Origin of the sequence: Ruegeria arenilitoris (assembly GCF_013035315.1) — a bacterium.
Classification (GTDB): Bacteria; Pseudomonadota; Alphaproteobacteria; order Rhodobacterales; family Rhodobacteraceae; genus Ruegeria; species Ruegeria arenilitoris_D.
In genome coordinates, this window is record NZ_WQHP01000005.1 from 151,196 (window position 1) to 174,242 (window position 23,047).

At 57.6% G+C, this 23,047-nt stretch carries 28 protein-coding genes; 14 read left to right on the plus strand and 14 right to left on the minus strand.

The annotated features are described in order from the left end of the window. The 3 genes from GOV53_RS12545 to lpdA all read left to right on the plus strand — a co-directional run bounded on the left by GOV53_RS12545 (window position 1) and on the right by lpdA (window position 2,203). Entirely contained in the window at window positions 1-270 is a 270-nt protein-coding gene (locus GOV53_RS12545) for a hypothetical protein (RefSeq protein WP_170467130.1), read from the plus strand. A gap of 68 nt (window positions 271-338) precedes the next feature. After that, a complete protein-coding gene (locus tag GOV53_RS12550) occupies window positions 339-728 on the plus strand; it encodes an MAPEG family protein (RefSeq protein WP_170467132.1) in 390 nt (129 codons plus the stop codon). Window positions 729-814: 86 nt separating this feature from the next. After that, the gene (gene lpdA / locus GOV53_RS12555) at window positions 815-2,203 is read left to right on the plus strand and encodes a dihydrolipoyl dehydrogenase (RefSeq protein WP_170427013.1); all 1,389 of its coding nucleotides are present in this window, start codon (window positions 815-817) and stop codon (window positions 2,201-2,203) included. 20 nt (window positions 2,204-2,223) lie between these two features. On the opposite strand, the gene GOV53_RS12560 is transcribed toward lpdA, so the two are convergent. Beyond that, window positions 2,224-2,802, minus strand: coding sequence for a TetR/AcrR family transcriptional regulator (locus GOV53_RS12560; protein ID WP_170427012.1), 579 nt, complete (start codon window positions 2,800-2,802; stop codon window positions 2,224-2,226). Window positions 2,803-2,904: 102 nt separating this feature from the next. On the opposite strand from GOV53_RS12560, the gene GOV53_RS12565 reads away from it, so the two are divergent. After that, window positions 2,905-3,498: an NAD(P)H-dependent oxidoreductase gene (locus tag GOV53_RS12565; protein ID WP_170467134.1), complete on the plus strand. Its 594-nt coding sequence runs from the start codon at window positions 2,905-2,907 to the stop codon at window positions 3,496-3,498. 8 nt (window positions 3,499-3,506) lie between these two features. Here the strand turns inward: GOV53_RS12565 and GOV53_RS12570 are convergent, their stop codons facing one another. Genes GOV53_RS12570 through GOV53_RS12585 form a run of 4 tightly spaced genes read right to left on the minus strand, consistent with a single transcriptional unit; the run spans window position 3,507 to window position 6,412 of the window. Beyond that, window positions 3,507-4,112 (minus strand): pyridoxamine 5'-phosphate oxidase family protein, encoded by a 606-nt coding sequence (locus tag GOV53_RS12570; RefSeq protein ID WP_170467136.1) that lies wholly within the window; start codon window positions 4,110-4,112, stop codon window positions 3,507-3,509. Beyond that, a complete protein-coding gene (locus tag GOV53_RS12575; protein ID WP_170467139.1) occupies window positions 4,099-4,839 on the minus strand; it encodes a lysophospholipid acyltransferase family protein in 741 nt (246 codons plus the stop codon). Before GOV53_RS12575 ends, GOV53_RS12570 begins: the two co-directional genes overlap by 14 nt. Further along, window positions 4,839-5,738 (minus strand): cell division protein FtsX, encoded by a 900-nt coding sequence (locus tag GOV53_RS12580; protein WP_170467141.1) that lies wholly within the window; start codon window positions 5,736-5,738, stop codon window positions 4,839-4,841. The genes GOV53_RS12575 and GOV53_RS12580 overlap by 1 nt, the downstream gene beginning before the upstream one ends. Further along, the gene (locus GOV53_RS12585; RefSeq protein ID WP_170467143.1) at window positions 5,735-6,412 is read right to left on the minus strand and encodes a cell division ATP-binding protein FtsE; all 678 of its coding nucleotides are present in this window, start codon (window positions 6,410-6,412) and stop codon (window positions 5,735-5,737) included. Before GOV53_RS12585 ends, GOV53_RS12580 begins: the two co-directional genes overlap by 4 nt. Before the next feature lie 184 nt (window positions 6,413-6,596). On the opposite strand from GOV53_RS12585, the gene GOV53_RS12590 reads away from it, so the two are divergent. Then, window positions 6,597-7,325, plus strand: a complete 729-nt coding sequence (locus GOV53_RS12590) for a zinc-ribbon domain-containing protein (RefSeq protein WP_170467145.1) — start codon at window positions 6,597-6,599, stop codon at window positions 7,323-7,325. Window positions 7,326-7,334: 9 nt separating this feature from the next. Here GOV53_RS12590 and GOV53_RS12595 read toward each other — a convergent pair whose 3' ends face one another. The 5 genes from GOV53_RS12595 to argH form a co-directional block, all read right to left on the minus strand. Further along, window positions 7,335-9,878, minus strand: a complete 2,544-nt coding sequence (locus GOV53_RS12595; RefSeq protein ID WP_367648775.1) for a TIGR02302 family protein — start codon at window positions 9,876-9,878, stop codon at window positions 7,335-7,337. Window positions 9,879-9,914: 36 nt separating this feature from the next. Next, window positions 9,915-11,180 (minus strand): diaminopimelate decarboxylase, encoded by a 1,266-nt coding sequence (gene lysA / locus GOV53_RS12600; RefSeq protein WP_170467147.1) that lies wholly within the window; start codon window positions 11,178-11,180, stop codon window positions 9,915-9,917. 65 nt (window positions 11,181-11,245) lie between these two features. Further along, window positions 11,246-11,395 carry a hypothetical protein gene (locus GOV53_RS12605; RefSeq protein ID WP_170467149.1) on the minus strand — a complete coding sequence of 50 codons (150 nt, stop codon included), beginning with the start codon at window positions 11,393-11,395 and terminating at the stop codon, window positions 11,246-11,248. Between the two features lie 84 nt (window positions 11,396-11,479). Further along, the gene (locus tag GOV53_RS12610; RefSeq protein ID WP_170467151.1) at window positions 11,480-11,662 is read right to left on the minus strand and encodes an argininosuccinate lyase; all 183 of its coding nucleotides are present in this window, start codon (window positions 11,660-11,662) and stop codon (window positions 11,480-11,482) included. After that, window positions 11,662-13,050, minus strand: a complete 1,389-nt coding sequence (gene argH, locus GOV53_RS12615) for an argininosuccinate lyase (protein ID WP_170467153.1) — start codon at window positions 13,048-13,050, stop codon at window positions 11,662-11,664. The genes GOV53_RS12610 and argH overlap by 1 nt, the downstream gene beginning before the upstream one ends. Before the next feature lie 21 nt (window positions 13,051-13,071). Here argH and GOV53_RS12620 point away from each other — a divergent pair, with 21 nt between their 5' ends. The 8 genes from GOV53_RS12620 to phbB all read left to right on the plus strand — a co-directional run bounded on the left by GOV53_RS12620 (window position 13,072) and on the right by phbB (window position 18,955). Beyond that, on the plus strand, window positions 13,072-13,638 hold the full coding sequence (locus tag GOV53_RS12620) for a TlpA disulfide reductase family protein (RefSeq protein ID WP_170467155.1): 567 nt from the start codon (window positions 13,072-13,074) through the stop codon (window positions 13,636-13,638). Between the two features lie 88 nt (window positions 13,639-13,726). Next, window positions 13,727-14,056 (plus strand): hypothetical protein, encoded by a 330-nt coding sequence (locus GOV53_RS12625; protein ID WP_170467157.1) that lies wholly within the window; start codon window positions 13,727-13,729, stop codon window positions 14,054-14,056. Between the two features lie 60 nt (window positions 14,057-14,116). Beyond that, complete coding sequence (locus tag GOV53_RS12630; RefSeq protein WP_170467159.1) at window positions 14,117-14,503, plus strand: hypothetical protein; 387 nt, start codon at window positions 14,117-14,119, stop codon at window positions 14,501-14,503. Beyond that, the gene (locus GOV53_RS12635; RefSeq protein ID WP_170467160.1) at window positions 14,500-15,471 is read left to right on the plus strand and encodes a sterol desaturase family protein; all 972 of its coding nucleotides are present in this window, start codon (window positions 14,500-14,502) and stop codon (window positions 15,469-15,471) included. The genes GOV53_RS12630 and GOV53_RS12635 overlap by 4 nt, the downstream gene beginning before the upstream one ends. A gap of 91 nt (window positions 15,472-15,562) precedes the next feature. Next, window positions 15,563-15,751, plus strand: coding sequence for a hypothetical protein (locus GOV53_RS12640; RefSeq protein WP_170426997.1), 189 nt, complete (start codon window positions 15,563-15,565; stop codon window positions 15,749-15,751). Window positions 15,752-15,852: 101 nt separating this feature from the next. Then, window positions 15,853-16,686: an EAL domain-containing protein gene (locus GOV53_RS12645; RefSeq protein WP_170467162.1), complete on the plus strand. Its 834-nt coding sequence runs from the start codon at window positions 15,853-15,855 to the stop codon at window positions 16,684-16,686. 183 nt (window positions 16,687-16,869) lie between these two features. Then, window positions 16,870-18,045, plus strand: a complete 1,176-nt coding sequence (locus tag GOV53_RS12650; RefSeq protein WP_170426995.1) for an acetyl-CoA C-acetyltransferase — start codon at window positions 16,870-16,872, stop codon at window positions 18,043-18,045. A gap of 187 nt (window positions 18,046-18,232) precedes the next feature. After that, window positions 18,233-18,955, plus strand: a complete 723-nt coding sequence (phbB, locus tag GOV53_RS12655; RefSeq protein ID WP_155149791.1) for an acetoacetyl-CoA reductase — start codon at window positions 18,233-18,235, stop codon at window positions 18,953-18,955. Between the two features lie 345 nt (window positions 18,956-19,300). Here phbB and GOV53_RS12660 read toward each other — a convergent pair whose 3' ends face one another. The 3 genes from GOV53_RS12660 to GOV53_RS12670 form a co-directional block, all read right to left on the minus strand. Then, a complete protein-coding gene (locus GOV53_RS12660) occupies window positions 19,301-19,585 on the minus strand; it encodes a hypothetical protein (protein ID WP_170467164.1) in 285 nt (94 codons plus the stop codon). 582 nt (window positions 19,586-20,167) lie between these two features. Beyond that, the gene (locus tag GOV53_RS12665) at window positions 20,168-20,368 is read right to left on the minus strand and encodes a hypothetical protein (RefSeq protein WP_170467166.1); all 201 of its coding nucleotides are present in this window, start codon (window positions 20,366-20,368) and stop codon (window positions 20,168-20,170) included. A gap of 163 nt (window positions 20,369-20,531) precedes the next feature. Next, window positions 20,532-20,885, minus strand: coding sequence for a hypothetical protein (locus GOV53_RS12670; protein ID WP_170467168.1), 354 nt, complete (start codon window positions 20,883-20,885; stop codon window positions 20,532-20,534). A 511-nt stretch (window positions 20,886-21,396) separates the two neighbouring features. Between GOV53_RS12670 and GOV53_RS12675 the strand changes: the two genes are divergently transcribed. Beyond that, a complete protein-coding gene (locus GOV53_RS12675; protein WP_170467170.1) occupies window positions 21,397-22,320 on the plus strand; it encodes a hypothetical protein in 924 nt (307 codons plus the stop codon). Window positions 22,321-22,358: 38 nt separating this feature from the next. On the opposite strand, the gene GOV53_RS12680 is transcribed toward GOV53_RS12675, so the two are convergent. Continuing rightward, window positions 22,359-22,841: a hypothetical protein gene (locus tag GOV53_RS12680; protein ID WP_170467172.1), complete on the minus strand. Its 483-nt coding sequence runs from the start codon at window positions 22,839-22,841 to the stop codon at window positions 22,359-22,361. Window positions 22,842-23,047: the final 206 nt, after the last annotated feature.

Sequence of the window (23,047 nt, forward strand, 5' to 3'; positions counted from 1 at the left end):
ATGGCAACACATGTTCTCTGGCAAGCCGACGTAGCTGACTTTGATGTCTGGCTGAAGGTGTTCGAAGAAGACAAACCAATGAGAGAGGCCGCGGGCATCCGCGACCTCCACATCTGGAAAGATCCCGAACGCAAAGACTACGCGGTTGCTCTGTTCGAAATCACAGATATGGACCGGGCTCAGGATTTCATCGAATCCGAAGAACTGGCCATGCACCACGAACGCGGTGGCGTGGCACATATCCAAACCAAGGTGCTGGAGCCTGTTTGAAAGCTTAGGCCGCGCCTGAGTTTGGGCACGGCCTAAACGGGCTACGTGATGATCGTGGGAACCACCAGATGACGCCGGAACTGACCGTCCTGACCCTTGCTGCGCTGCTATGGGTGGTGCAATTCGTGGTCTATCTGGCCGTGGGACATGGCAGGATCGACCTTGATAAGGCTGTGGGCCCTCGGGACGTTCCGGTGGAAAGGCCGGGGGCCGCGGGGCGATTGCATCGCGCGCTCAGCAACCATACCGAGGGTTTGGTTCTGTTTGCAATTGCCGCCCTTGTTCTGACAATCTCGGGCCAATCGAACGGTTTTACGGCTGCGTGCAGCTGGGTCTATCTGATCGCCCGTGTCCTCTATGTCCCTGCCTATGCGTTGGGCTGGACGCCGTGGCGTACCGTGATCTGGTTGATTGGCCTCGCGGCCAACACCGCAATGTTGCTGGCCGCTGTAATTTGACACAGCCGTCGGCGTGGAAACATAAAATGGGGCAAATCCGGCATTTGCGAACGCCGCGATCCCCGGAAACGACAAGGACCTGACACATGGCAAATTATGACGTTATCGTAATCGGATCGGGCCCCGGCGGCTATGTCTGCGCCATCCGCTGCGCTCAATTGGGCCTGAAAACCGCCTGTGTCGAAGGGCGCGACACACTGGGCGGTACTTGCCTGAACGTGGGCTGCATCCCCTCCAAAGCGCTGCTGCACGCCTCGCACCAACTTCATGAGGCCGAGCACAACTTTGCCAAGATGGGCCTGAAGGGCAAAAGCCCATCGGTCGATTGGAAGCAGATGCAGACCTATAAACAGGAAACCATCGACGGAAATACCAAGGGTATCGAGTTCCTGTTCAAAAAGAACAAGATAGACTGGCTGAAAGGCTGGGGTTCGATCCCCGCCGCCGGTCAGGTCAAGGTTGGGGACGAGGTCCACACCGCCAAGAATATCATCATCGCATCGGGGTCGGAACCGTCCGCGCTGCCGGGTGTCGAGGTGGATGAAAAGGTCGTCGTGACCTCGACCGGTGCGCTGTCTTTGGGCAAGGTTCCCAAGAAAATGGTCGTGATCGGCGCAGGTGTGATCGGGCTGGAGCTGGGCTCGGTCTATCAGCGTCTGGGCGCTGAGGTGACCGTGATCGAGTTCCTCGACGTGATTACGCCCGGCATGGACCCCGAGGTTCAGAAGACCTTCCAGCGTATTCTGAAAAAACAGGGTCTGAACTTTGTCATGGGCGCAGCGGTCCAAAAAACCGAGGCCACCAAGACCAAAGCCAAGGTCACTTACAAACTGCGCAAGGACGATAGTGAGCATGTGATTGAGGCGGACACCGTGCTGGTTGCTACGGGCCGTAAGCCGTTCTCGGACGGTCTGGGGCTTGAGGCGTTGGGGGTCGAAATGACCCCGCGCGGTCAGATCAAAGTGGGGTCCGACTGGCAGACCAACGTGCCGGGTATCTACGCCATCGGCGACGTGACCGAAGGCCCGATGCTGGCGCATAAGGCCGAAGACGAAGGCATGGCTGCCGCGGAACAGGTCGCGGGCAAGCATGGTCACGTCAACTATGGCGTCATCCCCGGCGTCATCTACACTTGGCCCGAAGTCGCCAATGTGGGCGAAACTGAAGAAACGCTGAAGGAACAGGGTCGCGCCTACAAAGTTGGAAAGTTCATGTTCATGGGCAACGGTCGCGCCAAGGCCAACCTGATGACAGACGGGTTTGTCAAAATCCTGGCGGACAAGGAAACCGACCGTATTCTGGGCTGCCACATCATTGGCCCAGCCGCTGGTGACCTGATCCATGAGGTTTGCGTCGCGATGGAGTTTGGTGCCTCAGCCGAAGATCTGGCCCTGACCTGCCACGCCCACCCGACCTATTCCGAGGCCGTACGCGAAGCCGCTCTGGCTTGCGGTGACGGACCGATACACAGCTGATTGGTCAACCCCGGCGGCGATCACGCGGCCGGGGTTAACCATGCGTCCAGATAGATCTCCAATCTATCTGAAAAGCTCTCAGCCTCGTGCAGAGCGCAAAACTTCAAAGACATTGACTGAATGGCGAATGCCTGAACACCCTCGGCAAGTAGGTCGGGGGAAATGTCCTTGCGCACCTTCGCGGTTTCCAGCCAACCAGCAACCAGCCTGACATAGCGTTCAAAGCATCGCGCGATGGGGCCAATTTCGGTTATGGCTGCCGCCCCGGAATACCGAATGATCAGATCAAACACATAACGTTCCGACGTCATGAAAGAATGGATGGGTTGCAACGCATTGGCAATCTCGGGGGCCGTGCGGGGGATGGGTCCCTGTTCCACCTGATCAAAGCGCGCAACCAGCCTTTCACCGATCAGATACTCCATCAACGCATCTTTGTCCCGGAAATGGGCGAAGAAGGTTCCTTTGGCAACTCCGGCGGCCTGTACCACGTCTTCCACCCGCAAAGCCTGATAGCCGTGTCTTTCAATCACGTCATCCGCAGCCTCGATCAGGCGCGCCCGAGTCTTAAGCGTTCTCTTTTGAACTGTCTTTTGCATAGGTCCTGTTCGCATGTTTTCTGACCATGGTCAAATTTTATTATTGACCGCGGTCATTTTTCAACTCTATAAACTGACCACGGTCATTTTTGGAGATTCCCGATGCAACGAAAGAAAATCCTGATACTCGATGGGCACCCCGGTGAAACCAGCCTGTCACGTACATTTGCCGAGACTTACGCCCAAGCCGCCCAACAACAGGGCCACGAAGTTCGAATGATCCATCTCAGCGAGTTGCAATTCGATCATGATTTCGGACAGGGCAACTATAAAGAATTCAAGCCGCTGGAACCGGTCCTTGAGGACGTGCTGACCGATCTGGAATGGAGCGAACACCTGGTTCTGACCACGCCCATGTGGTGGGGCGGTCTACCTGCAAAGCTGAAAGGTCTGATTGATCGGGCCTTCATTCCAGGCCGCACCTTTGACACACGGAATACAACTCGGATCGGGTTCCCGTCGCCAATGCTGACGGGCCGTACGGCGCGGGTCATCCTGACCTCGGACACCCCCGGTTGGTTCATGCGCTTGATCTACAGACAGGCTATGATCCGTCAGGTCCGCGATCAGATTCTGGGTTTTGTCGGGTTCAAACCGACCAAGTTCACCTATTTCGCAGGTGCCAGCGATCCAAAGCCCGGCAACGTCGATCGCTGGATATCAAAGGTACAGCAGATCGGCGCTCAGGCGGCTTAATCCCGTGCCTACCACATGGTCTTGGCGGCGCGTGCACCCCATTCAGCGTCATAAAGCGCGCCGCCCTCTTCACCATTGGACATTTCAGCCAAGATCTCGCCCGCAGTGGGCAGGTCCTTGCCTTCGTCGCCAGCGGTCCAGGTCCTAGCCCGCATCAAGGCACGTGCACACTGGGTGTAGATTTCGGCAATTTCGACAACGATCACTGTGGCCGGCGTCTTACCGTGCTTCTCGAACCGCTCGCGCAGACCTTGGTCATCAGTGACATGGGCCTTGCCATTCAGCCGAACAACAGTGTTCGAGCCGGGCACAATGAACATCAGAGAAACGCGTGGGTCGCGCACGATGTTGCGCAACGAATCCAGCCGGTTGTTCCCGCGCCAATCCGGCATCGCCAGCCTGTGCGGATCAAGCTCCAGCACCACGGGGCCGTCATCACCGCGCGGGCTGCCATCGACGCCTTCGGGACCAACGGTGCTGAGGATGCACAGTCGTGAGGCCATGATCCATTTGCGATAGAGCGGCGTCAAATGCTGCGCCACCTTGCGCAGCGAAGGCGCACCGGGCGTTCCATACAACGCCTCAAGCGCCTCGATATCCTTAATGAACTGCATCCGGGTCAAACCCCACTTCGCGCATCAATGCGTCGGATCGCGTTTCGATCACCTCTTCAAGACGACCGAGGAAGGCGGTCTTTTCAACACCCGGCTCGATCGGATCAAGGAAATCCACGATGGCCAGACCCGGTTTGCGCATGACACCAGTGCGCGGCCAGAACACTCCGGCATTGGTTGCCACCGGCACGCACGGGAATCCTAGTCCCTCGTACAAAACCGCGGTGCCAACCTTGTAGGGTTTCTGCACCCCGGGCGCGACGCGTGTACCCTGAGGGTAGATCACCAACTGGCCGGGTTCCGAAAACTCTTTGGCGACGTCCTTGACCATTTTGGCAACGGCCACACCCTTTTTTCCGCGATCAACAGGAATACAGCCAAGGCGACGCGCATACAGACCGATGATCGGCGTCCACAGAAGCTCTTTCTTCATGATGAACTTGCCATGCGGAACGGCGTTGAAGATCATCATGATGTCGAGGAAGGACTGGTGCTTGGCACCGATAACAACCTCTTCCACTGGCACGGTACCACGCACCTCACACCGAATGCCGACCATCCAGCGGGCCATCCACATCGTGCTGCGCGCATAGGTTTTACAGGCCTGCAGCGCGCCGCGTTTGGTAAACAACGCATAAGGTGCAAACACGATGCCAAGGATCAGCATCCATGTGTAAATCACGATCATGAAGATCAAAGAGCGTATCCATTGGATCGCTGTAGCCATCAGGAAAGCTCCTTCAATTTACGCACGGCGGCTGTCCAGGTGGCCAGAAACGCCACCGCAGCCCCCAACAGAGGTATCAACGCAGGCAGAAGCCAGCCAAGACCCTTAAATCCCAACCCGGTGAGAAACCCGCCCTCTTGCGAGGCTTCGGGCAATAGCAGAACGCCGGTCATACCGAACAGCATCCCAACCAGCGCCCCAAAGAATGCGCGATATGTAAACCTGCGCACGAAGGCGCGGGCGATAAAGCTGTCGCGGGCTCCAACCAGGCGCAAAACCTCGATGATCTGTGCATTGGCGGCCAATGATGCATTGGCGGCCAACGTGATCATTGCTGCTGTTGCACCACCGATCAGCAGGATGGAAACCCATCCCAACCGCCGCAGCGAGTTTGCGGCTTCGACCAAAGGTTTGCGCCAGCGCGAATGATCATCCAGAACAGCGCCGGGAACTTCCGCACCCAACCGCAGGCGCAATCCGGCAGCGTCCAGCCCGGGTTCGCCTTCGATGATCTCAATCAGTTGAGGTATCGGCAATGTGTCCAGCGGCAGGTCAGCGCCAAACCACGGCGACAGCAGGGCGACCTGTTCTTCCGCACTGAGCGCACGGGCAGACGCAACGCCCGGAGTCTGGGACAGCACAGTCAGCGCGGCCTCGGTCTGGGCAGCAAGCTGTTCTGCGGGCGCGTTGATGCGCAAGGTCGCGGCTCCTGCCAATTCCGAGGCCCAGCGATCTGCCAATCGACCGGATGCCAGCGACAAGGCCAGCGCGAAAACGGCCAGAAATCCCATCGCACCAGAAACGAAAATCGTCAGTTGCGCTGTGTAGCCGGATGGCGGCACGACCCGGTCCGCGCGTTTGTCCCGCGCCAGCAGGCTGCGAATGGTGCCCTTGCTCATAGGTCCGCTCCTGCCAGCTGAATCTGGCGCTGCGAAATCCTGAGAACACGCGCCTGCACCTGGCTTTTGGTCGCACGAATAAGGCTCAGGTCATGGGTGGCGATCAGCACGGTTTTGCCCATCTTGTTCAACTCGACCAGCAGCCGCATCAGTCTCTGCGACATTTCCCAATCCACGTTTCCGGTCGGTTCGTCTGCAAGCACCACGTCCGGTGACAGGATTACCGCCCGTGCCAGTGCAGCGCGCTGACGTTCACCGCCCGATAGCTCGGGCGGAAGGGCATCCAGGCGTGAACCCAGGCCGACCCAATTGAGCAGTTCGAACAGGTCCTCTTTCTGAGCGTTCTCGCCTTTGCCGGAAACCATCAGCGGCAAAGCCACGTTTTCCGACAGGGTCATATGGTCTAGAAAGCGGCAATCCTGATGCACCACACCGATCCGCCGCCGCAACAGCGCCATCTGGTCCCTGTCGAGTCGCGAAACATCCTGCTCGAATGCGCTCAATCGTCCCGATGTTGGCAACAATGCCCCGTAACACAGTTTCAGCAATGTGGTCTTGCCCGCGCCCGAAGGGCCGGTCAGAAAATGGAACGACCCGGGCTGAAGCTGAAGCGATACATCGCTCAGCAATTCCCCATCGCCATAGGTGTAGCTGACGTTTTCCAGCTCGATCACAAGGGCCCCCGTTTCGTGTCGCCGCCCTTCTTGCCCGAGCGGGGTTGTGGTTTCAATGCCTGTACCGGGTCGAATTGGTGACACTTACCGTAGGAAACCGAAAACACCCTTTGCGGTCAGGTCTTAACGGAATATCATCCCTGAAAAAACTATTATCAGGTCGGCGCCCCGACCGGGAGGCAGCATGCGTCTTACTTGTCCGAATTGTGGTGCTCAGTACGAGGTACCAGACGAGGTCATCCCAGAGGAAGGCCGCGATGTGCAGTGCTCCAACTGCGAGAAGACGTGGTTCCAAGCCAAGCACCCGGAAACTGCGGCCGAGCCTGCCAAAGCCGAACCCGCTGCCCCCGAGCCGGAAAAGACCGAAGCGCCCGCGCCCGCTGAAAAGCCCGCTGAAGACCCAAAGCCGGCCGCCGAACCCGCCGAGGCTTCATCGACAGGGAATGTCGACCCGGCTGTTGCAAGTATCCTGAAACAGGAAGCCGCGCGCGAGGCCGAATTGCGCGCACAGGAAGGCGGCAGCCTTGAGACGCAGACCGATCTGGCCCTTGATACGCCGCCCGAGCCGGAAAAGGCCGCCAAGGACTTGATCGCGACCGAGACCGCCAAAGACTCAGGCCAGAATGACGCGCTGCCGGATGTTGAGGCCATCAATTCCAGCCTGCGCAGCGAAGACCCGCTGCCGAAGCAGGACGAGGATATGCCCCCGCCCCGCAAATCCGGTGGCTTCCGCCGCGGATTCATCCTGATCCTGATTATTGGTGTGATCCTGCTTCTGATCTACAGCAACTCTCAACGGATTTCCGAAGCCGTTCCGCAGGCTGACCCTGTACTGAACAGCTATGTCTCGCTGGTCGATCAGGCCCGCGTTTGGCTTGAAGCACAGACGGGATCAGCATCGTCCCAGAATTAAACGGGCCGATCAGAACCGTTCCAGCAGACGTTTAAGGTATTCCAGCTCGATCTGGGGGCGGTCCGTTTCGCCTGTCCGACGGCGAATCTCATCCAGCAGTTCGCGCGCACGGCGATAGACATCTTCGCCTTGCAAGAGGTTCTCGTCGGTCGAGATCGTGCCGTTCGCCCCTGGGCTGCGACCCAGCGGATCCCTGTTGTTGGCCTGCATGTCGCCGTCTTGCGCCCCCTGCCCCGGCTGGTTCTGCTGGTTTTGCGCCAGTGCCTCGCCGAGTGACCGCATGCCTTCTCGCAAGGCTTCCATCGCTTCGGATTGACGATCGATGGCTTCGGCCAGATCGTCGCTGCGCAGCGCCTGTTCGGCACCCTCCATCGCGCGCCCGGCCCGGTCGAGCGCATCGCGCGCGGCATCACCTTCGGGCGTACCGGCCCCCGGCAGGCCCTGTTGCTGGCGGTTCAACTCGTCGCGCAGGGCCTGCTGGCGATCCGCCAATGATCCCTGACCCTGCTGCCCGGCACCGTCTTCGGCCCCTTGTTGCCCCTGCCCGCCTTGCCCTTCATGGCTTTGACCACGGCCTTGCCCGCCCGAGCGGCCTTCATTGCCCTGGTTTTCTCCGGCCTGCGCGCCGGGATTGAACTGTTCCTGTAGGTCGCGGAAGGCTTGATCACTCAGGCCCTGCTGCTCGCGCAGCGTTTCCGCCAGACCTTCCATCGCCTGCTGGCCTTCGGATTGCTGGCCTTGTCCCTGGCCCTGGGTCACGCGCATGTTTTCCATCATACGCTGGAATTCTTCCAACGCCTGCTGCGCCTCGGCCATGCGGCCCTGTTCCATCAGTTCCTGAATGCGGTCCATCATGCGCTGCAGGTCATCCTGCGTCATCTGCATGGTCTCGCCATTCTGGCCTTGCTGGTTCTGGTCAAACTCGCCGTTTTCCTGCGCCAGACGCTGCAACTGGCGCATGTAGTCCTCGGTCGCCTCGCGCAGTTCCTGCATGAGTTCGGCTATCTCTTCATCGCTCGCGCCGTTCTGCATGGCTTCGGTCAGGCGCTCCTGAGCGCGGCGCATGCGTTCCAGCGCATCGGCAAGCGTTCCGTCTTCGATCAGAAGCCCAAGCTCCCAAAGGGCCTCGGCGATCTCGGCCTGCTGTTCCGGTTTCAGACCATACTCGTTGAACGTCTCCAACCGGCGCAGAATGACGCGCAGGCGCAGATAGGCCGTATCCGACCGGAACAGGTCTTCGGGCAGGTGCGACACCGCCCGCAGCATCTGTGCCACGCGGGTCGCGTTGTCCCGCGTCCAAAGTAGATCGCGGCGCTGCTCGATTACGGCTGCGGCCAGCGGGTCAAAGAAGCGACGCGCTGGCAAGGCGGTCATAAACGGCTCGGACTGACCTTCCTGGTCTGCGGCATCCCGGGCCATCAGCGTGATCTTGACGGGAAGATGCGCCCAAGGGTGCTGCGAAAAATCTTCGATCAGGTCCTCAGTAAAATCTGCCCGGTCGCCGGTAATTGGCATGGGCAGCTCTACCTGAATGACCTCGCGCGGTTCGGGGGCGGCAGCCAGACCATACCGACGATCGACCGAGGCCAGATCCAGTTCGATCACGGCCGCGCCAGATACAACGCCATAGTCATCAGTGGCCGCAAAGGGCAGCTTCATCTGCCCACCAGCCTCAGACTCGGCCGCGCCGTCAACAGCAACTTGAGGCGGCGTATCCGCCACGATGTTCAGTGCCCAAGCGCGACCTGACGGGCCATCAATCGTCAGTTCGCCGGACCGCTGTACGGTGAAATCCTGTTCAGGTTCAGTCGCGGCTTCTTTCCCCAAAGGCGTCGTCGTTTCCGTCAGACTGTGCGCGCCGACTTCGCCGTAAAACCTAAGCGTGATGCGGCTGCCTTGCGGCACTGTTAGTGTCGGGTCAGATTGATCTGCCAGATACAGCGTCGGAAGTCCGGTGTAACGCGGCGGCTCGACCCAACCCTCCCAGCTTGGTCCTTGCCCGGCCACGGCGGCGCCCGGCGTCATTTCGGCCACCGATCCGATCCTCCAGAACGAACCAAACATCGCGGCAATGACAAGCGCCAGCAATGCAGAGTAGCGCAGAGCGTAAGGATCGCGGTCGGCCAACCTCAGGTCGGGTTTGACAGGCTCGGCCTGCGCAACACGCTGCGCCATTCGGTTTTGGTGCGCATGCCACAATGCAACGGAATCGGAATCCGCAGCCCCAATTGCCTGATCATCCATCAACGCCTGAATCGGTCGACCCGGCAGGGCCTCATCCAGGCGCATCAGTGCTTCGGCCCGGGTCGGCAGATGGAATCGCCTGACCCCAAGGATCAGAGTCGCCAGTAGGCCCAACAACGCCACCGCGCCCACGGCCCAGACGATTTCAACGCGCACCTCATCCTGCAATCCCAGCATCAAAGCGGCCAGAATAGCCATCAAAACCGAGAAAAACGGCCAAAACGCGCGCATAACCCGTTCGGCCAGCATCCCTGCATGCGTCAACCACAGGGACAGTCTTGGGATCGGCAGGGTCTGTCTTGCGGTCAAGGCGGGCCTCCTGATCGGGCCCGCGCGCCTATCGCGTCAAAGCCACGTAGGTATGGTATCGCGGTTTATGATTTCGTCAAAGCTTGGCCGTTCACGAATAACTGCAAATTGATCCCCATGCACCAGAACCTCGGGGATCAGAGGGCGGGTATTGTATTCACTGGACATCACCGCGCCATAAGCCCCGGCACTGCGGAACGCGACCAGATCACCCGATTCAAGCGGCGGCATGTTGCGTTCCTTCGCAAACGTATCGCCGCTTTCACAGACCGGACCAACAATGTCATAGGGTTGCTGTTCGACACCCGGAACCGGTTCCTTCACCGCAACGATATCGTGATGCGCCTCATACATCGCAGGGCGGATCAGGTCGTTCATCGCCCCGTCGAGGATCAGGAAATCACGGCCTTCACCTGATTTCACATAGATCACTTTGCTGACCATCAGACCGGCGTTCCCGGCGATCAGGCGACCCGGTTCGATCTCGATCTCACAGCCCAGATGGCCCAACGTTTTCTTGATCAGGGCACCATATTCCACCGGCAAAGGCGGAGCGTCATTTGCGCGGGTGTATGGAATTCCCAAGCCCCCGCCCAAATCCAGTCGGCGTATATTGTGCCCTTCGGCCCGCAGCTGCTCGGTCAGCTCGGCGACCTTTGTGTAGGCCATCTCGAACGGCTCCAACTCCGTCAGTTGCGAGCCGATATGGACGTCGATCCCGATCACATCCAGACCCGGCAGGCTGGCCGCGCGGGCATAGACCTCGGACGCGCGCGCAATCGGAATGCCGAACTTGTTTTCGGACTTTCCGGTGGCAATCTTTGCGTGGGTCTTGGCGTCCACATCCGGGTTCACCCGAACGGTGATCGGTGCGACGACACCCAGTTCCAGCGCGATGGCGTTGATCACTTCCATCTCGGGTTCGGATTCCACGTTGAACTGGCGGATGCCTCCGGTCAATGCGGTCCGAATCTCATCCGCCGTTTTACCGACGCCAGAAAACACGATCTTGTCGCCTGGAACACCTGCAGCCTTGGCCCGCAGGTATTCCCCGCCCGACACAACGTCCATTCCAGCGCCTGCTTGCGCGAGCGTTTTAAGGATCGCCTGATTGCTGGCAGCTTTCATTGCATAGCAGACAAGATGATCGGTGCCGGAAAGCGCGTCATCAAACAGCTGGAAATGCCGCAATAGAGTCGCGGTCGAATAGACATAGAATGGGGTCCCGACGGCGGCTGCGATTTCGGAGATCGGGACATCCTCGGCGTAAAGCGCGCCGTCGCGGTAGAGAAAGTGATCCATACCAGCGCGCTTAGACCAAAAGCCACCCGCGGATCAATGGATTCCGCACCGCCTGCGGCATTGCGCTAGTTGGATGTTGAAACGCCAACCCGGCCATAGCCGGAAATCTTGATACCAGACCCGCTTGAGGTATCCGCCGGTTCGGGGCGCGGTTTATACGTCGGGTCGCAGGCCGCCAGAACGGCAAGAGACAGGATCAGGCCGAAAACTCTCATGTCTTGATCTTCTTTTTGGGTTTGGCGCGAGGCCGTTGTTGCCATGCAGATGGGCATGGTTGCGCGAAATTGCAATCGGCTTGCTTACAGCCCCAGAAACACCCCTAGTCCGCCGCGTTGCAGGCCCACACCAACACCGCCATAGGTGCCGCTGCTGCCAACGCCGATATTGGCGCTCATCGACGGCTGGATGGGTTCACCATCTGCGCCGCATCCGGCCAGGAAAATCCCGGCCGAGATCAAAACAACTGCACGTAGTATACGCATCACACCAGCGCCTTCCACCGCTTGACCTGGGCACGCACCTGATCCGGGGCTGTGCCGCCATAGGACTGACGCGAGTTTACCGAATTTTGCACGGTAAGGACAGAATAGACATCATCGGTGATGTCGGAGTGGACCGATTGCATGTCCTCCAGAGACAGATCCGGCAGGTCACAACCCTTGTTTTCGGCCATCGCGACCAAGGACCCGGTCACGTGATGCGCATCACGGAAGGGCAAGCCCAGCACGCGCACCAGCCAGTCGGCCAGATCGGTCGCCGTCGAAAATCCTGATCCCGCAGCGGCGGCCAGGCTCTCGCGGTTGGCGGTCATATCCTTGACCATCCCTTCCATAGCAGCCAATGCCAGCATCCAGTTGTCGGCGGCGTCAAAGACCTGCTCTTTGTCTTCCTGCATGTCCTTGGAATAGGCCAGTGGCAGACCTTTCATGACCATCATCAGCGCTGTGTTTGCCCCAAAAATACGACCCACCTTGGCGCGGATCAGCTCGGCTGCGTCGGGGTTCTTCTTCTGCGGCATGATCGACGACCCGGTTGAGAACCGATCCGACAGCGTCACAAACCGGAACTGGGCCGACGACCAGATCACCAGTTCCTCGGCAAAGCGCGACAGGTGGACGGCGCAGATCGAGGCGGTCGACAGGAACTCCAGCGCAAAATCGCGGTCACTGACAGCATCCAGCGAGTTTGCCGCAGGGCGGTCAAAGCCCAGCGCCTCGGCTGTCATCTGGCGGTCGATTGGGAAAGAGGTCCCGGCCAGGGCGGCTGCTCCCAACGGGGATTCGTTCATCCGGGCGCGGGCATCGCGGACGCGGCTCAGGTCACGACCGAACATTTCGACATACGCCATCATGTGGTGGCCCCACGTCACCGGCTGCGCCGTTTGTAGGTGGGTAAAGCCCGGCATGACCCAGTCGGCCCCGGCCTCGGCCTGTGCCAAAAGCGCGCGGATCAGGGCTAGCAGGCCGGTCTCGGCTGCGTCCAGCTGATCACGAACCCAAAGCTTAAAGTCAGTCGCCACTTGGTCATTCCGCGAACGACCGGTGTGCAAACGGCCTGCGGGCTCTCCGATCACCTCTTTCAGGCGCGCCTCGACATTCATGTGGATGTCTTCCAGCGCGGTCGAGAACTGAAACTCTCCGTTCTGGATTTCTGACAAAACGGTGAGCAGCCCTTCCCGAATAGCTTCAGCGTCACTATCACTTATGACGCCTGTGGCAGCCAACATGGCGGCATGGGCGCGCGAGCCTGCAATGTCCTGGGCTGCCATCCGCTGATCGAACCCGATCGAGGCATTGATTGCCTCCATGATCGCGTCTGGACCGGCGGCAAAGCGGCCGCCCCACATCTGGTTCGAGGATTGATCGGTCATGTAAGAAAACCCGGAGTTGATATGCGCCTATTTCGTCTGATCCCCCTTTATATGGCCCTTGCGCTGGGTGCAAACGCGGCTTTTGCCACGGATGCGGAAACTCTGGGTCCGCTACGCGATGGCACAATGAAGCGGCTAATCCTGCACAAAGAGCCCAAGCCAGTCGCGCCGGTGGAGTTTCAGTTTGAAGACGACGGCGGCACCGGTTCGCTTGAGGACTACAAGGGCAAATATGTTCTGCTGAACTTCTGGGCCACCTGGTGCGCGCCCTGCCGTAAGGAAATGCCCCAGATCGCCGAGCTGCAGGAAGAGTTCGGGGGCGACAAGTTTGAGGTTCTGACTTTGGCGACGGGTCGCAACTCGCCCGCGGGGATCAAGAAGTTCTTCGAAGAAAACGGCATCGAAAACCTGCCCCGCCATCAGGACCCGAAGTCGGCTGTTGCCCGCGAGATGGGCGTGATCGCTCTGCCCATCACCGTCATTTTGGACCCGGATGGGAACGAGATCGCCCGTTTGATCGGGGATGCCGAATGGAATTCGGACAGCGCCAAAGCGATAGTGTCGACTTTGGTCGGCGCCGAAAGCTGAAGCGGCAGACCTTCCCGACCAATTTGTGCTAGACTGAAACCGGCCCCAACGGGCCGGTTTTCTTTGCGACTGTAGAAAGGGAGGGGCGATGAAACCGGTAGTACTGTTGATAGGGAAATTGCCAAATGTGATCGGAGATGTCGCGCGACAGCTGGACCACTTACCGATCCAATGGTTGGGCGCGCATGATCAGGAAGATGTCAAACGCCAACTGGACGAAGAACCTCGTATTTCATGCGCGATCATGGGTGCCGGTCTCGATGACAGGATTCGAGGCGAGATGGTCGGCATCATAGCGGCACGCAGACCCGACATTTGCATCCACCTCAAGGACCGCAGCTCGGGACCGGACGGGCTGGTTCCCTTTGTTCAGCGCGTTGTGCAGTCTGAAATTCTGGACAACCTGGAACATAGCTGACGCCACGCCACCTTTGACAGCCAGCCTGCTGCTTTGCACTCTGCCGAGCGGGAGGACGGAATGCCGCTTGAAATTCTATTGGTTCTGGTGGTCGGAGGGATCGCTGGGATTACGCTGTTGTTACATCTGACTGGCAAGTCCCGCTTGAGCGTGCTGACGCCGGATGTCGCGCGGTCAGAATGGCTGCGTCATGCGCCTGATGACACGATCATCGATGTCACCGTCGCCCGTGACGCGCATTCAGCGCTGATCCGCACTGACAACGGGTCTGGGCTTTTGTGGTCTTTTGGTGCTGACACAGTCGCCCGCCCGCTGCAGGACTTTGATCTTCTGGAACACCCGCAAGGGCTCGAGGTTCAATTCCACGACTTTGGCACACCCAAAGCCATCATCCGCCTTGATGACCTTGAACGCCGCCACTGGCAGCACCTGATGGAGCCCGCATGACCGACCAACTGACTTTCCCGGACGCCGTGCAATGGACCGTCCCGTTCTTCATCGCAGCCATTCTGGCCGAGTTCCTGTGGATCGCCGTCAAAGGTAAAGGTGGCCGGTATGAGACCCGCGATGCCGTGACCTCTCTGATCATGGGGGCGGGCAATATTGCCTCGGGGTTCCTGCTGGGTTTCATCGCCTATGCGTTCTTCATGTGGTTGTGGCAAATCACGCCTCTGGACCTAGGCACCTCGATCCCTGTCATCATCCTGTGCTTTGTGCTGGATGATTTCCGCTATTATTGGGTGCATCGGTTCGGTCACCGCATCCGCTGGGTCTGGGCCAGCCACGTGAACCACCACAGCTCACAACACTACAACCTGACAACCGCGCTGCGGCAGACATGGACCTACACGTTCACTTTCATGATGGTCGTACGCGCGCCGCTGATCCTGTTGGGGTTCCACCCTGCAATGGTGCTGTTTGTTGGCGGTCTGAACCTGATTTACCAGTTCTGGATTCATACCGAAGCCATCGGCAAGATGCCCCGCTGGTTCGAGGCTGTGATGAACACGCCCAGCCACCACCGAGCGCACCATGGGCGCAATGCACGCTATCTGGATTGCAACTATGCAGGCGTCTTCATCATCTGGGACAAACTATTCGGGACGTTCGTACCCGAACAGGAAGATGACCGGGTCGACTATGGGCTTGTGCACAATATCGGCACGTTCAACCCGCTGCGCGTGGCCTTCCATGAATGGGTCGGCATTTGGCGGGACGCCACGCAACCCGGTCTGACCCTGCGCCAGCGGCTGGCTTATTGCTTTGCGCCACCGGGCTACAGCCATGATGGCAGCCGGGACAATTCGGAACAGATCAAAGCCAAGCATCTGGCGCGCCACCCGGAAGATCGCGGAACGCCCGGATTTGAACACTTTGAGGCTAAACAGCCCAATCCGCAGGCAAAACAGGCCTGATCCCGCCGACCCGACTGGGCCGATTCTTGAACTTCGACCTTTGCGCCCCATATGCAAGCGATGTGCAGCGTATGAGTAGCCGGAGGCCGACATGACCAGATTGACAACCCTTTCCACCATTACGGGTCTGGTCGGTGTCATGTTGGCGATGCTGACGGCACTGGCTGGCGGTGCGTCGGCAATGGTGGCACTAGGATTTGCCATGATGATGCTGGGCTTTCTGGGTGCAGTTGTCGGTGGCTTTGCCGCCCTTGGCCGTATCTGGGAAACATCGCGCTGATTCCACCTGATCGCATCCAACTGCGATGTCCTTAACCGCAGATTCATAAGTTTGCCCTGAAATCCCTCCCTGACCGGTACGGCGAAGGGATACGGCGGCACATGCGGAAAAATGAACTGGCAGATTTGCCCGAAGGCGGCGACAGCCCCCTAAACGCGGCAGTCAAATCCCGAGATGCGTCGACGATCGACATGGCGACCGAAGCGGTAAAGCACAAACAGTGCAAGCTTGCTTTCCAGCCGGTCATGCAAGCCAAAGCTCCAAGTGAAGTGGCCTTCTATGAGGGGTTCATCCGGGTGCTGGACGAAACCGGGCGCGTCATCCCCGCCCGTGAATTTATGCCACAACTGGAGAACACCCCCATCGGGCGCGAGTTGGATTGCATTGCGCTGGAAATGGGTCTGCGCACGCTGAGCAGAAATCCGGGCATTCGTCTGTCCATCAATATGTCGGCCCGTTCGATCGGTTACGCCCGCTGGTCGCGCGTATTGGAGCGGTTTCTGAAGAAGGACAACAGTATTGGCGAACGCCTGATCTTGGAGATCTCGGAAAGTTCCGCCATGACGGTGCCAGAGCTGGTGATCGACTTTATGGACCGCCTGCAACCGCGGGGCATCGCGTTTGCGCTGGACGACTTTGGTGCCAGCAACTTCAGCTTTCGTCACTTTCGCGAGTTTTTCTTCGACGCCGCCAAGATTGACGGGCAGTTCATCCACGGCGTCAGCGACAATCCTGATAACCAGGCCCTGGTGCGGGCCTTGATCGCCGTCGCGCGGGAATTTGAGATTCTGGTCACCGCCGAATCAGTCGAGAATGAAAAGGACGCCGAATTTCTTATCGCTAACGGAGTCGACTGCTTGCAGGGGTTTCTGTTCGGTGCACCGACCGTATCCGCCCCCTGGAAGGTGAAAAATCGCGAACGTACAGCCAGTTAGAGAAAACATCCCGGTCCACAAGCCGCCTGAGACAAGCTGACCGTTGCTGCAACTGCAGCGTTGCGCTATGCCATGAGGAGTTGGAGCGGGGAACATGAGGCGCTCTTGCTATCACAGGGCTGTCTCTGTGCAATCCGCGCCGTCGAATATCCCGCAGGACCTTGACGGTAAAGGATTGTCTAAATGACCAACGTAGTAATCGCATCCGCCGCGCGTACCGGTGTCGGCAGCTTTGGCGGCTCGTTTGCAAACACACCCGCGCATGATCTGGGCGCCGCCGTGCTGGAGGCCGTGGTCGAACGCGCAGGCGTGGACAAGGGCGAAGTCAGCGAAACCATTATGGGTCAGGTGCTGACGGCTGCTCAGGGTCAGAACCCCGCCCGTCAGGCGCATATCAACGCTGGTCTGCCGCAGGAAAGCGCGGCCTGGGGTATCAATCAGGTCTGTGGTTCCGGCCTGCGCGCCGTCGCTCTGGGCGCACAGCATATCCAACTTGGTGACGCAGAGATCGTTGCCGCCGGTGGTCAGGAAAACATGACCCTCTCGCCCCACGCCGCTGCGCTGCGCGCCGGTCACAAGATGGGCGACATGAAATACATCGACACGATGATCCGCGACGGTCTGTGGGACGCCTTCAACGGCTATCACATGGGGCAAACCGCTGAGAACGTTGCCGAAAAGTGGCAGATCAGCCGCGACATGCAGGACGAATTCGCTGTTGCATCGCAGAACAAAGCCGAAGCTGCACAAAAGGCTGGCAAGTTTGCAGACGAGATCGTGCCGTTCACCATCAAGACCCGCAAGGGCGACATCGTGATGGACGCCGACGAATACATTCGTCACGGCGCGACCATCGAAGCCATGGGCAAACTGCGCCCGGCCTTCACCAAGGACGGTTCGGTCACAGCGGCCAACGCGTCCGGCCTGAACGACGGCGCTGCGGCAACTTTGCTGATGTCGGCCGAAAACGCCGAAAAGCGCGGCATTGAGCCTCTGGCCCGCATCGCATCTTACGCCACCGCCGGTCTCGACCCGTCGATCATGGGCGTTGGCCCGATCTACGCGTCGCGCAAAGCGCTGGAAAAAGCAGGTTGGTCGGTTGACGATCTGGACCTCGTTGAAGCGAACGAAGCCTTCGCCGCGCAAGCCTGCGCCGTGAACAAGGACATGGGCTGGGACCCGTCGATCGTGAACGTGAACGGCGGCGCAATTGCCATCGGCCACCCGATCGGCGCTTCTGGCTGCCGTGTTCTGAACACGCTTCTGTTCGAAATGAAGCGCCGTGATGCGAAAAAGGGTCTGGCGACCCTGTGCATCGGCGGCGGCATGGGCGTTGCCCTGTGCGTGGAGCGCGACTAAGTGCTTTGACAACCAGATAGAAAGGGGCGTCCGTTGGGCGCCCTTTTTTGTTACATTGGGCTTTTGACCCAAAGATGCGACGATATTGCCATGGGAAAATATGAAATTCATGACGAAACAATATTGCGCACGATCACCTCTCAAAGTAACAGCATTACCAAGACGACTAAAATTGGAGGATTCCTAAATGGCACGTACAGCACTCGTTACCGGCGGTTCTCGCGGCATCGGCGCAGCAATTTCCAAGGCGCTCAAGGCCGAAGGGTACAATGTTGCGGCCACCTATGCGGGGAACGACGAAGCCGCAGCGAAGTTCACCGAAGAGACCGGCATCGCCACCTACAAGTGGAACGTGGCCGACTATGACGAGTCCAAAGCAGGCATCGAAAAGGTTGAGGCCGAGGTTGGCCCCATCGACATCGTGGTCGCAAACGCAGGTATCACCCGCGACGCGCCGTTCCACAAGATGACGCCCGAGCAGTGGCACCAGGTGATCGACACCAACCTGACCGGTGTGTTCAACACAGTACACCCAGTTTGGAACGGTATGCGCGAGCGTAAATTTGGCCGCGTTATCGTCATCAGCTCGATCAACGGTCAGAAAGGCCAGTTCGCGCAGGTGAACTATGCCGCGACCAAAGCGGGCGATCTGGGCATCGTGAAGTCGCTGGCGCAGGAAGGCGCACGCGCGGGCATCACTGCAAACGCCATCTGCCCCGGCTACATCGCGACCGAGATGGTTATGGCGGTTCCGGAAAAAGTACGCGAATCCATCATTGGCCAGATCCCGGCAGGCCGTTTGGGTGAGCCCGAGGAAATCGCACGCTGCGTGGCATTCCTGGCCTCGGACGATTCTCAGTTCATCAACGGCTCGACCATTTCGGCCAACGGTGCGCAGTTCTTCGTCTGATCGCAGTCACATAATGAAAACGGGCCGGTCCATTGCGGACCGGCCCTTTTTTATCCCGTAAGCAAGCTATAAGCGAACCCCCTTGCGTTTGCAGGGGGTTAGCTATTTCAGCGCCGGGGAAACGCCGGGTTCAGCTATTGACGGGCTTTCGGCGGTTCCACTCTTCCAAGAGCAATCGTTTGACTGCCGGACTATGGTTGGGAGAATTGCGTATATGCGCCGCGTTGCTTTCCCAGCTATGATGTATGGGCAATCCAACCCCACCCAAATGTTGATCTCCAGAATAAACGCTTATCATCGTGAAACCGTGTCCGGTCTTTGTGTAATGCCCACAGACGGTCACTCTCATCTGTCCAACTCTTCCGGCAACAAAGCAACGCCGTTGCGTTCAACAGCCTCAAGATGCGCGGCGTAGACAACGAACCACGCACGAGCGGCGAGATGTGGTTTTAATCCGAACTCATCGACTATTGCCTTCCAATCTTCGGTACGGCGAAGGTCAGGCAACGGATGGGAATACATATTCCCGCGCTCGTCCCAGTATTCGAGGCGTTCACTGTCGGCAGAATCAGCGACCTCGAACTCGAAGGGTGTGGGCGGGAACTCAATGATGTTGTTTGATTGGGCCATAACAGGTCTCCAGCTAAAGGTAAGATTTGCTGTAATCCTGTATGCGTGTCAGCGCGGAGCCGACCGTAGGAGCGCTTATAACAGTGCGGGGGCTTAACCGTCCACTCCGACCGCACCACAAGCGCGAGAGTGGCTGCTCCGGCGCTGGAAAAGCCGCAAAACCGTTTAGTGCCGGGGATTGTTGACCTTACGTAGCGGGTAGAATGCCAGTTTCGATTGCTGAACAGTTGAGCAAAAAGATATTCAACTTGGAGTGAGATATGGGGATACAATCGATGCCCAAAGGAGACAAACTACAAACACTGTTAATGGCTGTCGCCTTTGGCATGTTAATGTACACCTCCATTGGCACAGGTCATAGCACGACTGTGTTTATTTCGGGGATGTTGGCTTTCGGGGTCGGTTGGAAATTGGGTCGCACGACGCCTTACACCGAAGAAGACCAGCGAATGTAGTGTTTGTGAAAACCCCGCTCGTGGTGGGACAATCATTCTTCAATGTAGGGCGGGTTCGCGTGTATCTTGGCCAAATACGGCTGGAAGGTAAGTCATGTCCTTATGGAACATCCCCGTTTGAAGGGGGTCACCAAACCCGCCAGAGAATTACAACCAGCAAAATTAATTGTACAATATTGAAGAGATTCATCGTCCCTGTCATATTTTTGAAGTCTTCCGAATACGCCCGTACGAATTTAATCAAGTTAGAGTTAACCAGCCTAATTTCTTCACGCGCCTCTTCGAAGGTTTGCTTCGTTTTTTGATCCATTTGGTCTGCTCCATTCATTCGAAATCCAGCAACGCTGCCTCCTGCTCGTCGGTTGTGTTGTCGAGAACCAGAGAAAAAGTAGCAACGAGAGCAACGGCGGTGGCGGCAAATAAAACCCCGCCTCTCGCAACTGAGGGAGCGGGGTTTTAGTTCGAGGTGAGTGCTTGATGGGCTGTTCTTGTTAGGTCCAGCAACCCTTCTGTGCGCCAGCCGCTTGGATGGCGTCGTATTGACCCTTCATTTGGGCCAGTTGACTGCTCTCGTCCTTGTCTGCGGCCATCAGGAACAGGGCAGGCCAAAACACCACCAGCCCAACTCCCATTGCCACGGCGTCGTTTTGCGCCTTCTTGTCCTGCTCACCGGCAAGGTGGTTCACCTGCGCGACAACGCGCGCCTGTTCCAGCCTCAAGTCTTTGCAGCTTTCGCCGCTGTACAACGTCGTCGGCACATAAGCGGCAGTGACCTTTTCGGCTTTCTGGGCGCATGCAGACGTCAAAAGAGAACCCACTAACGCGGGGAAGATTAGCTTTTTCATTTCCGTAACTCCTGGCGGCCATATATTCAGGCCGGGTCAAACTGGCTTGCGATTATTCGCCAAGATTCAGCCGGTTGTCAGATTATTGACTGCTTGCCGAAATTACAGCTGATCTTTGACCAGCGCCCCGAGGTTCATGGACCGAACAACACAAAGACTATTTTGGTTAGCTACCTCGATCCTAAGAAATCCAGTTCGCTATGCCCCACTCACCGAGCACAAAGCATACTAATGCCATCGCATATGCGATTTTGGTGTACGTCCTCATCTCCTAGAGCTCACTGGCGAATTGAGCACTAAGTCGTGGCCCTACCATCGTCACCTTCGCAAAGTTGCTTGCGAGGGTGAACCGATTTCTCGCGAAGTGTTTCTTCAGGCCCGAATGGGGCTGTCGGCGAAATACTCCACAGTTTGAAACGCTCGAAGCAGTGCAAGGCTCGGAACTTGAACTATGATCCCCAATGAATAAGTTACACAAAAGGCTGCAAAAATAATGAAAAGTCGAAATTGAATGACCGGGATTTTCCGCTATAAACTAGGTCAACCCGTGACTTGGTATGATCGAAGAAAGAAACGCTCAAACCAGTATTGTCTCTATTGCCAGCGGTTCATAGGCGAAGGGTCAGAAATTCCGTCAAACAAAGAGCACCTCATCGGCAAAAATTTTGTTCCCGGTGGCAGCTTTGACAATGGCCGGGCGTTTAATTTTGTCTTCCGCGCTTGTGAACAATGCAATACCGACAAAAGCAGGTTGGAAGATCACGTTTCGGCGACAACGTTAATTAGTAGCCCTGGTCGTGGTATGGACGAGAAAGTCGATGATCTTGCGCGACGCAAGTCCAATAGTTCGTATCACCCGACCCAAAAGAGTATGAAGTTAGCAGACTCAAACGAGTCTGTTACTTTGAATTTCGGGGATTTTTCATTTGGACTTGTAGCTCCACCTCAAACCAATGAAAGGTACCGAAACCGGCTGGCGCTTCTTCAGGTGCAGGGTCTCTATGCGTTGATCACCTCATCAGATCCAACAAACAAGCTGAGTGTCGGTTTGCTACCATCGGAAAATTGCTGGGTGCTGGGATGCTATCCAAGGTCTGATTGGGGCAATTCACAATTGATCGAAGTTACTCGCCGCTGCGAAAAGTGGCCATGCTACGCGAATATAAGCACCGCCAATGGGTACTTCAAAGCGCTAATGAAACGAGAAGCCCCTGATAATGAATGGTTTTGGGCACTGGAGTGGAACAAATCTACTCGAGTAATCGGCTGCTTGGCGCCTCCCGGTGAACTTCCAAGGCTTTTTCAGGGGCTACCCGAACTGGAATGGAAAGTAGTTACGAGCGAAGGAAGCGTTACCCACAGATACCGCGAAGAAACTCCCTTGCCTGAAGACCAGGATACTCTTTTCTCGGCTCAAGTTCATGACTGCGCTTAAATGCAGCCGACCATTTGTTTCTTAGGCAAAGAAAGCGGCTAGCTGGATTTTGAACCCTGAAAATTAGCTTGCAGATTGCCGGATCCGGCAAGCAACCCGTGCACATCGTCCGAAAGCGTTTTCTCGAGTTGCTTCTGACGCTCTTTGGCCGCTTCGTTGCGCGCTGCATATGGCAAAATACGTAACTTAGTCGCTAAACTCTGTAGCTCATTGGTTAGGCGTTCAAGACGACCGACTAAAGGGTGGATTTTGGCGGCTCCAGTAGTCGGATTAAGCTCCATCAACGCCTGCTCAACCGGCAGTGATTCCAGACGATCCTCTTTCCACTTGGTCAAAGCAGTAAGTTCGTCCGCAGACTTAGTATACGCTACGAGCAAGTCAAAGTGTTCAGCAGTAAAATGACCAGCTGGCATTGAATGCACAACCCGGTGGAAGATTTCTTTCTGTGCGTCGGTCTCCAGTGTCCGTGGAGCTCGGAGGTATTGCAGTTTCGGCTGATTCTCGATTGCGACGTTTGACATTTTGGACTCCGGCTATGTATGCGACGGTATACAGATAACGGGTAAAAACCCGGGAGACTAACGTGAAATTGCCGAAACCGCTCTCCACACTGTGGAACGTTGAGATCGGGCTGACTGGTTCACCGATGCGGGAACATCCGGAAAGCTGCTCTTAGGAATGCCTTTTGGGGCCGAAACCCGCGCAAACCAGTAAACTAACCTCCCCC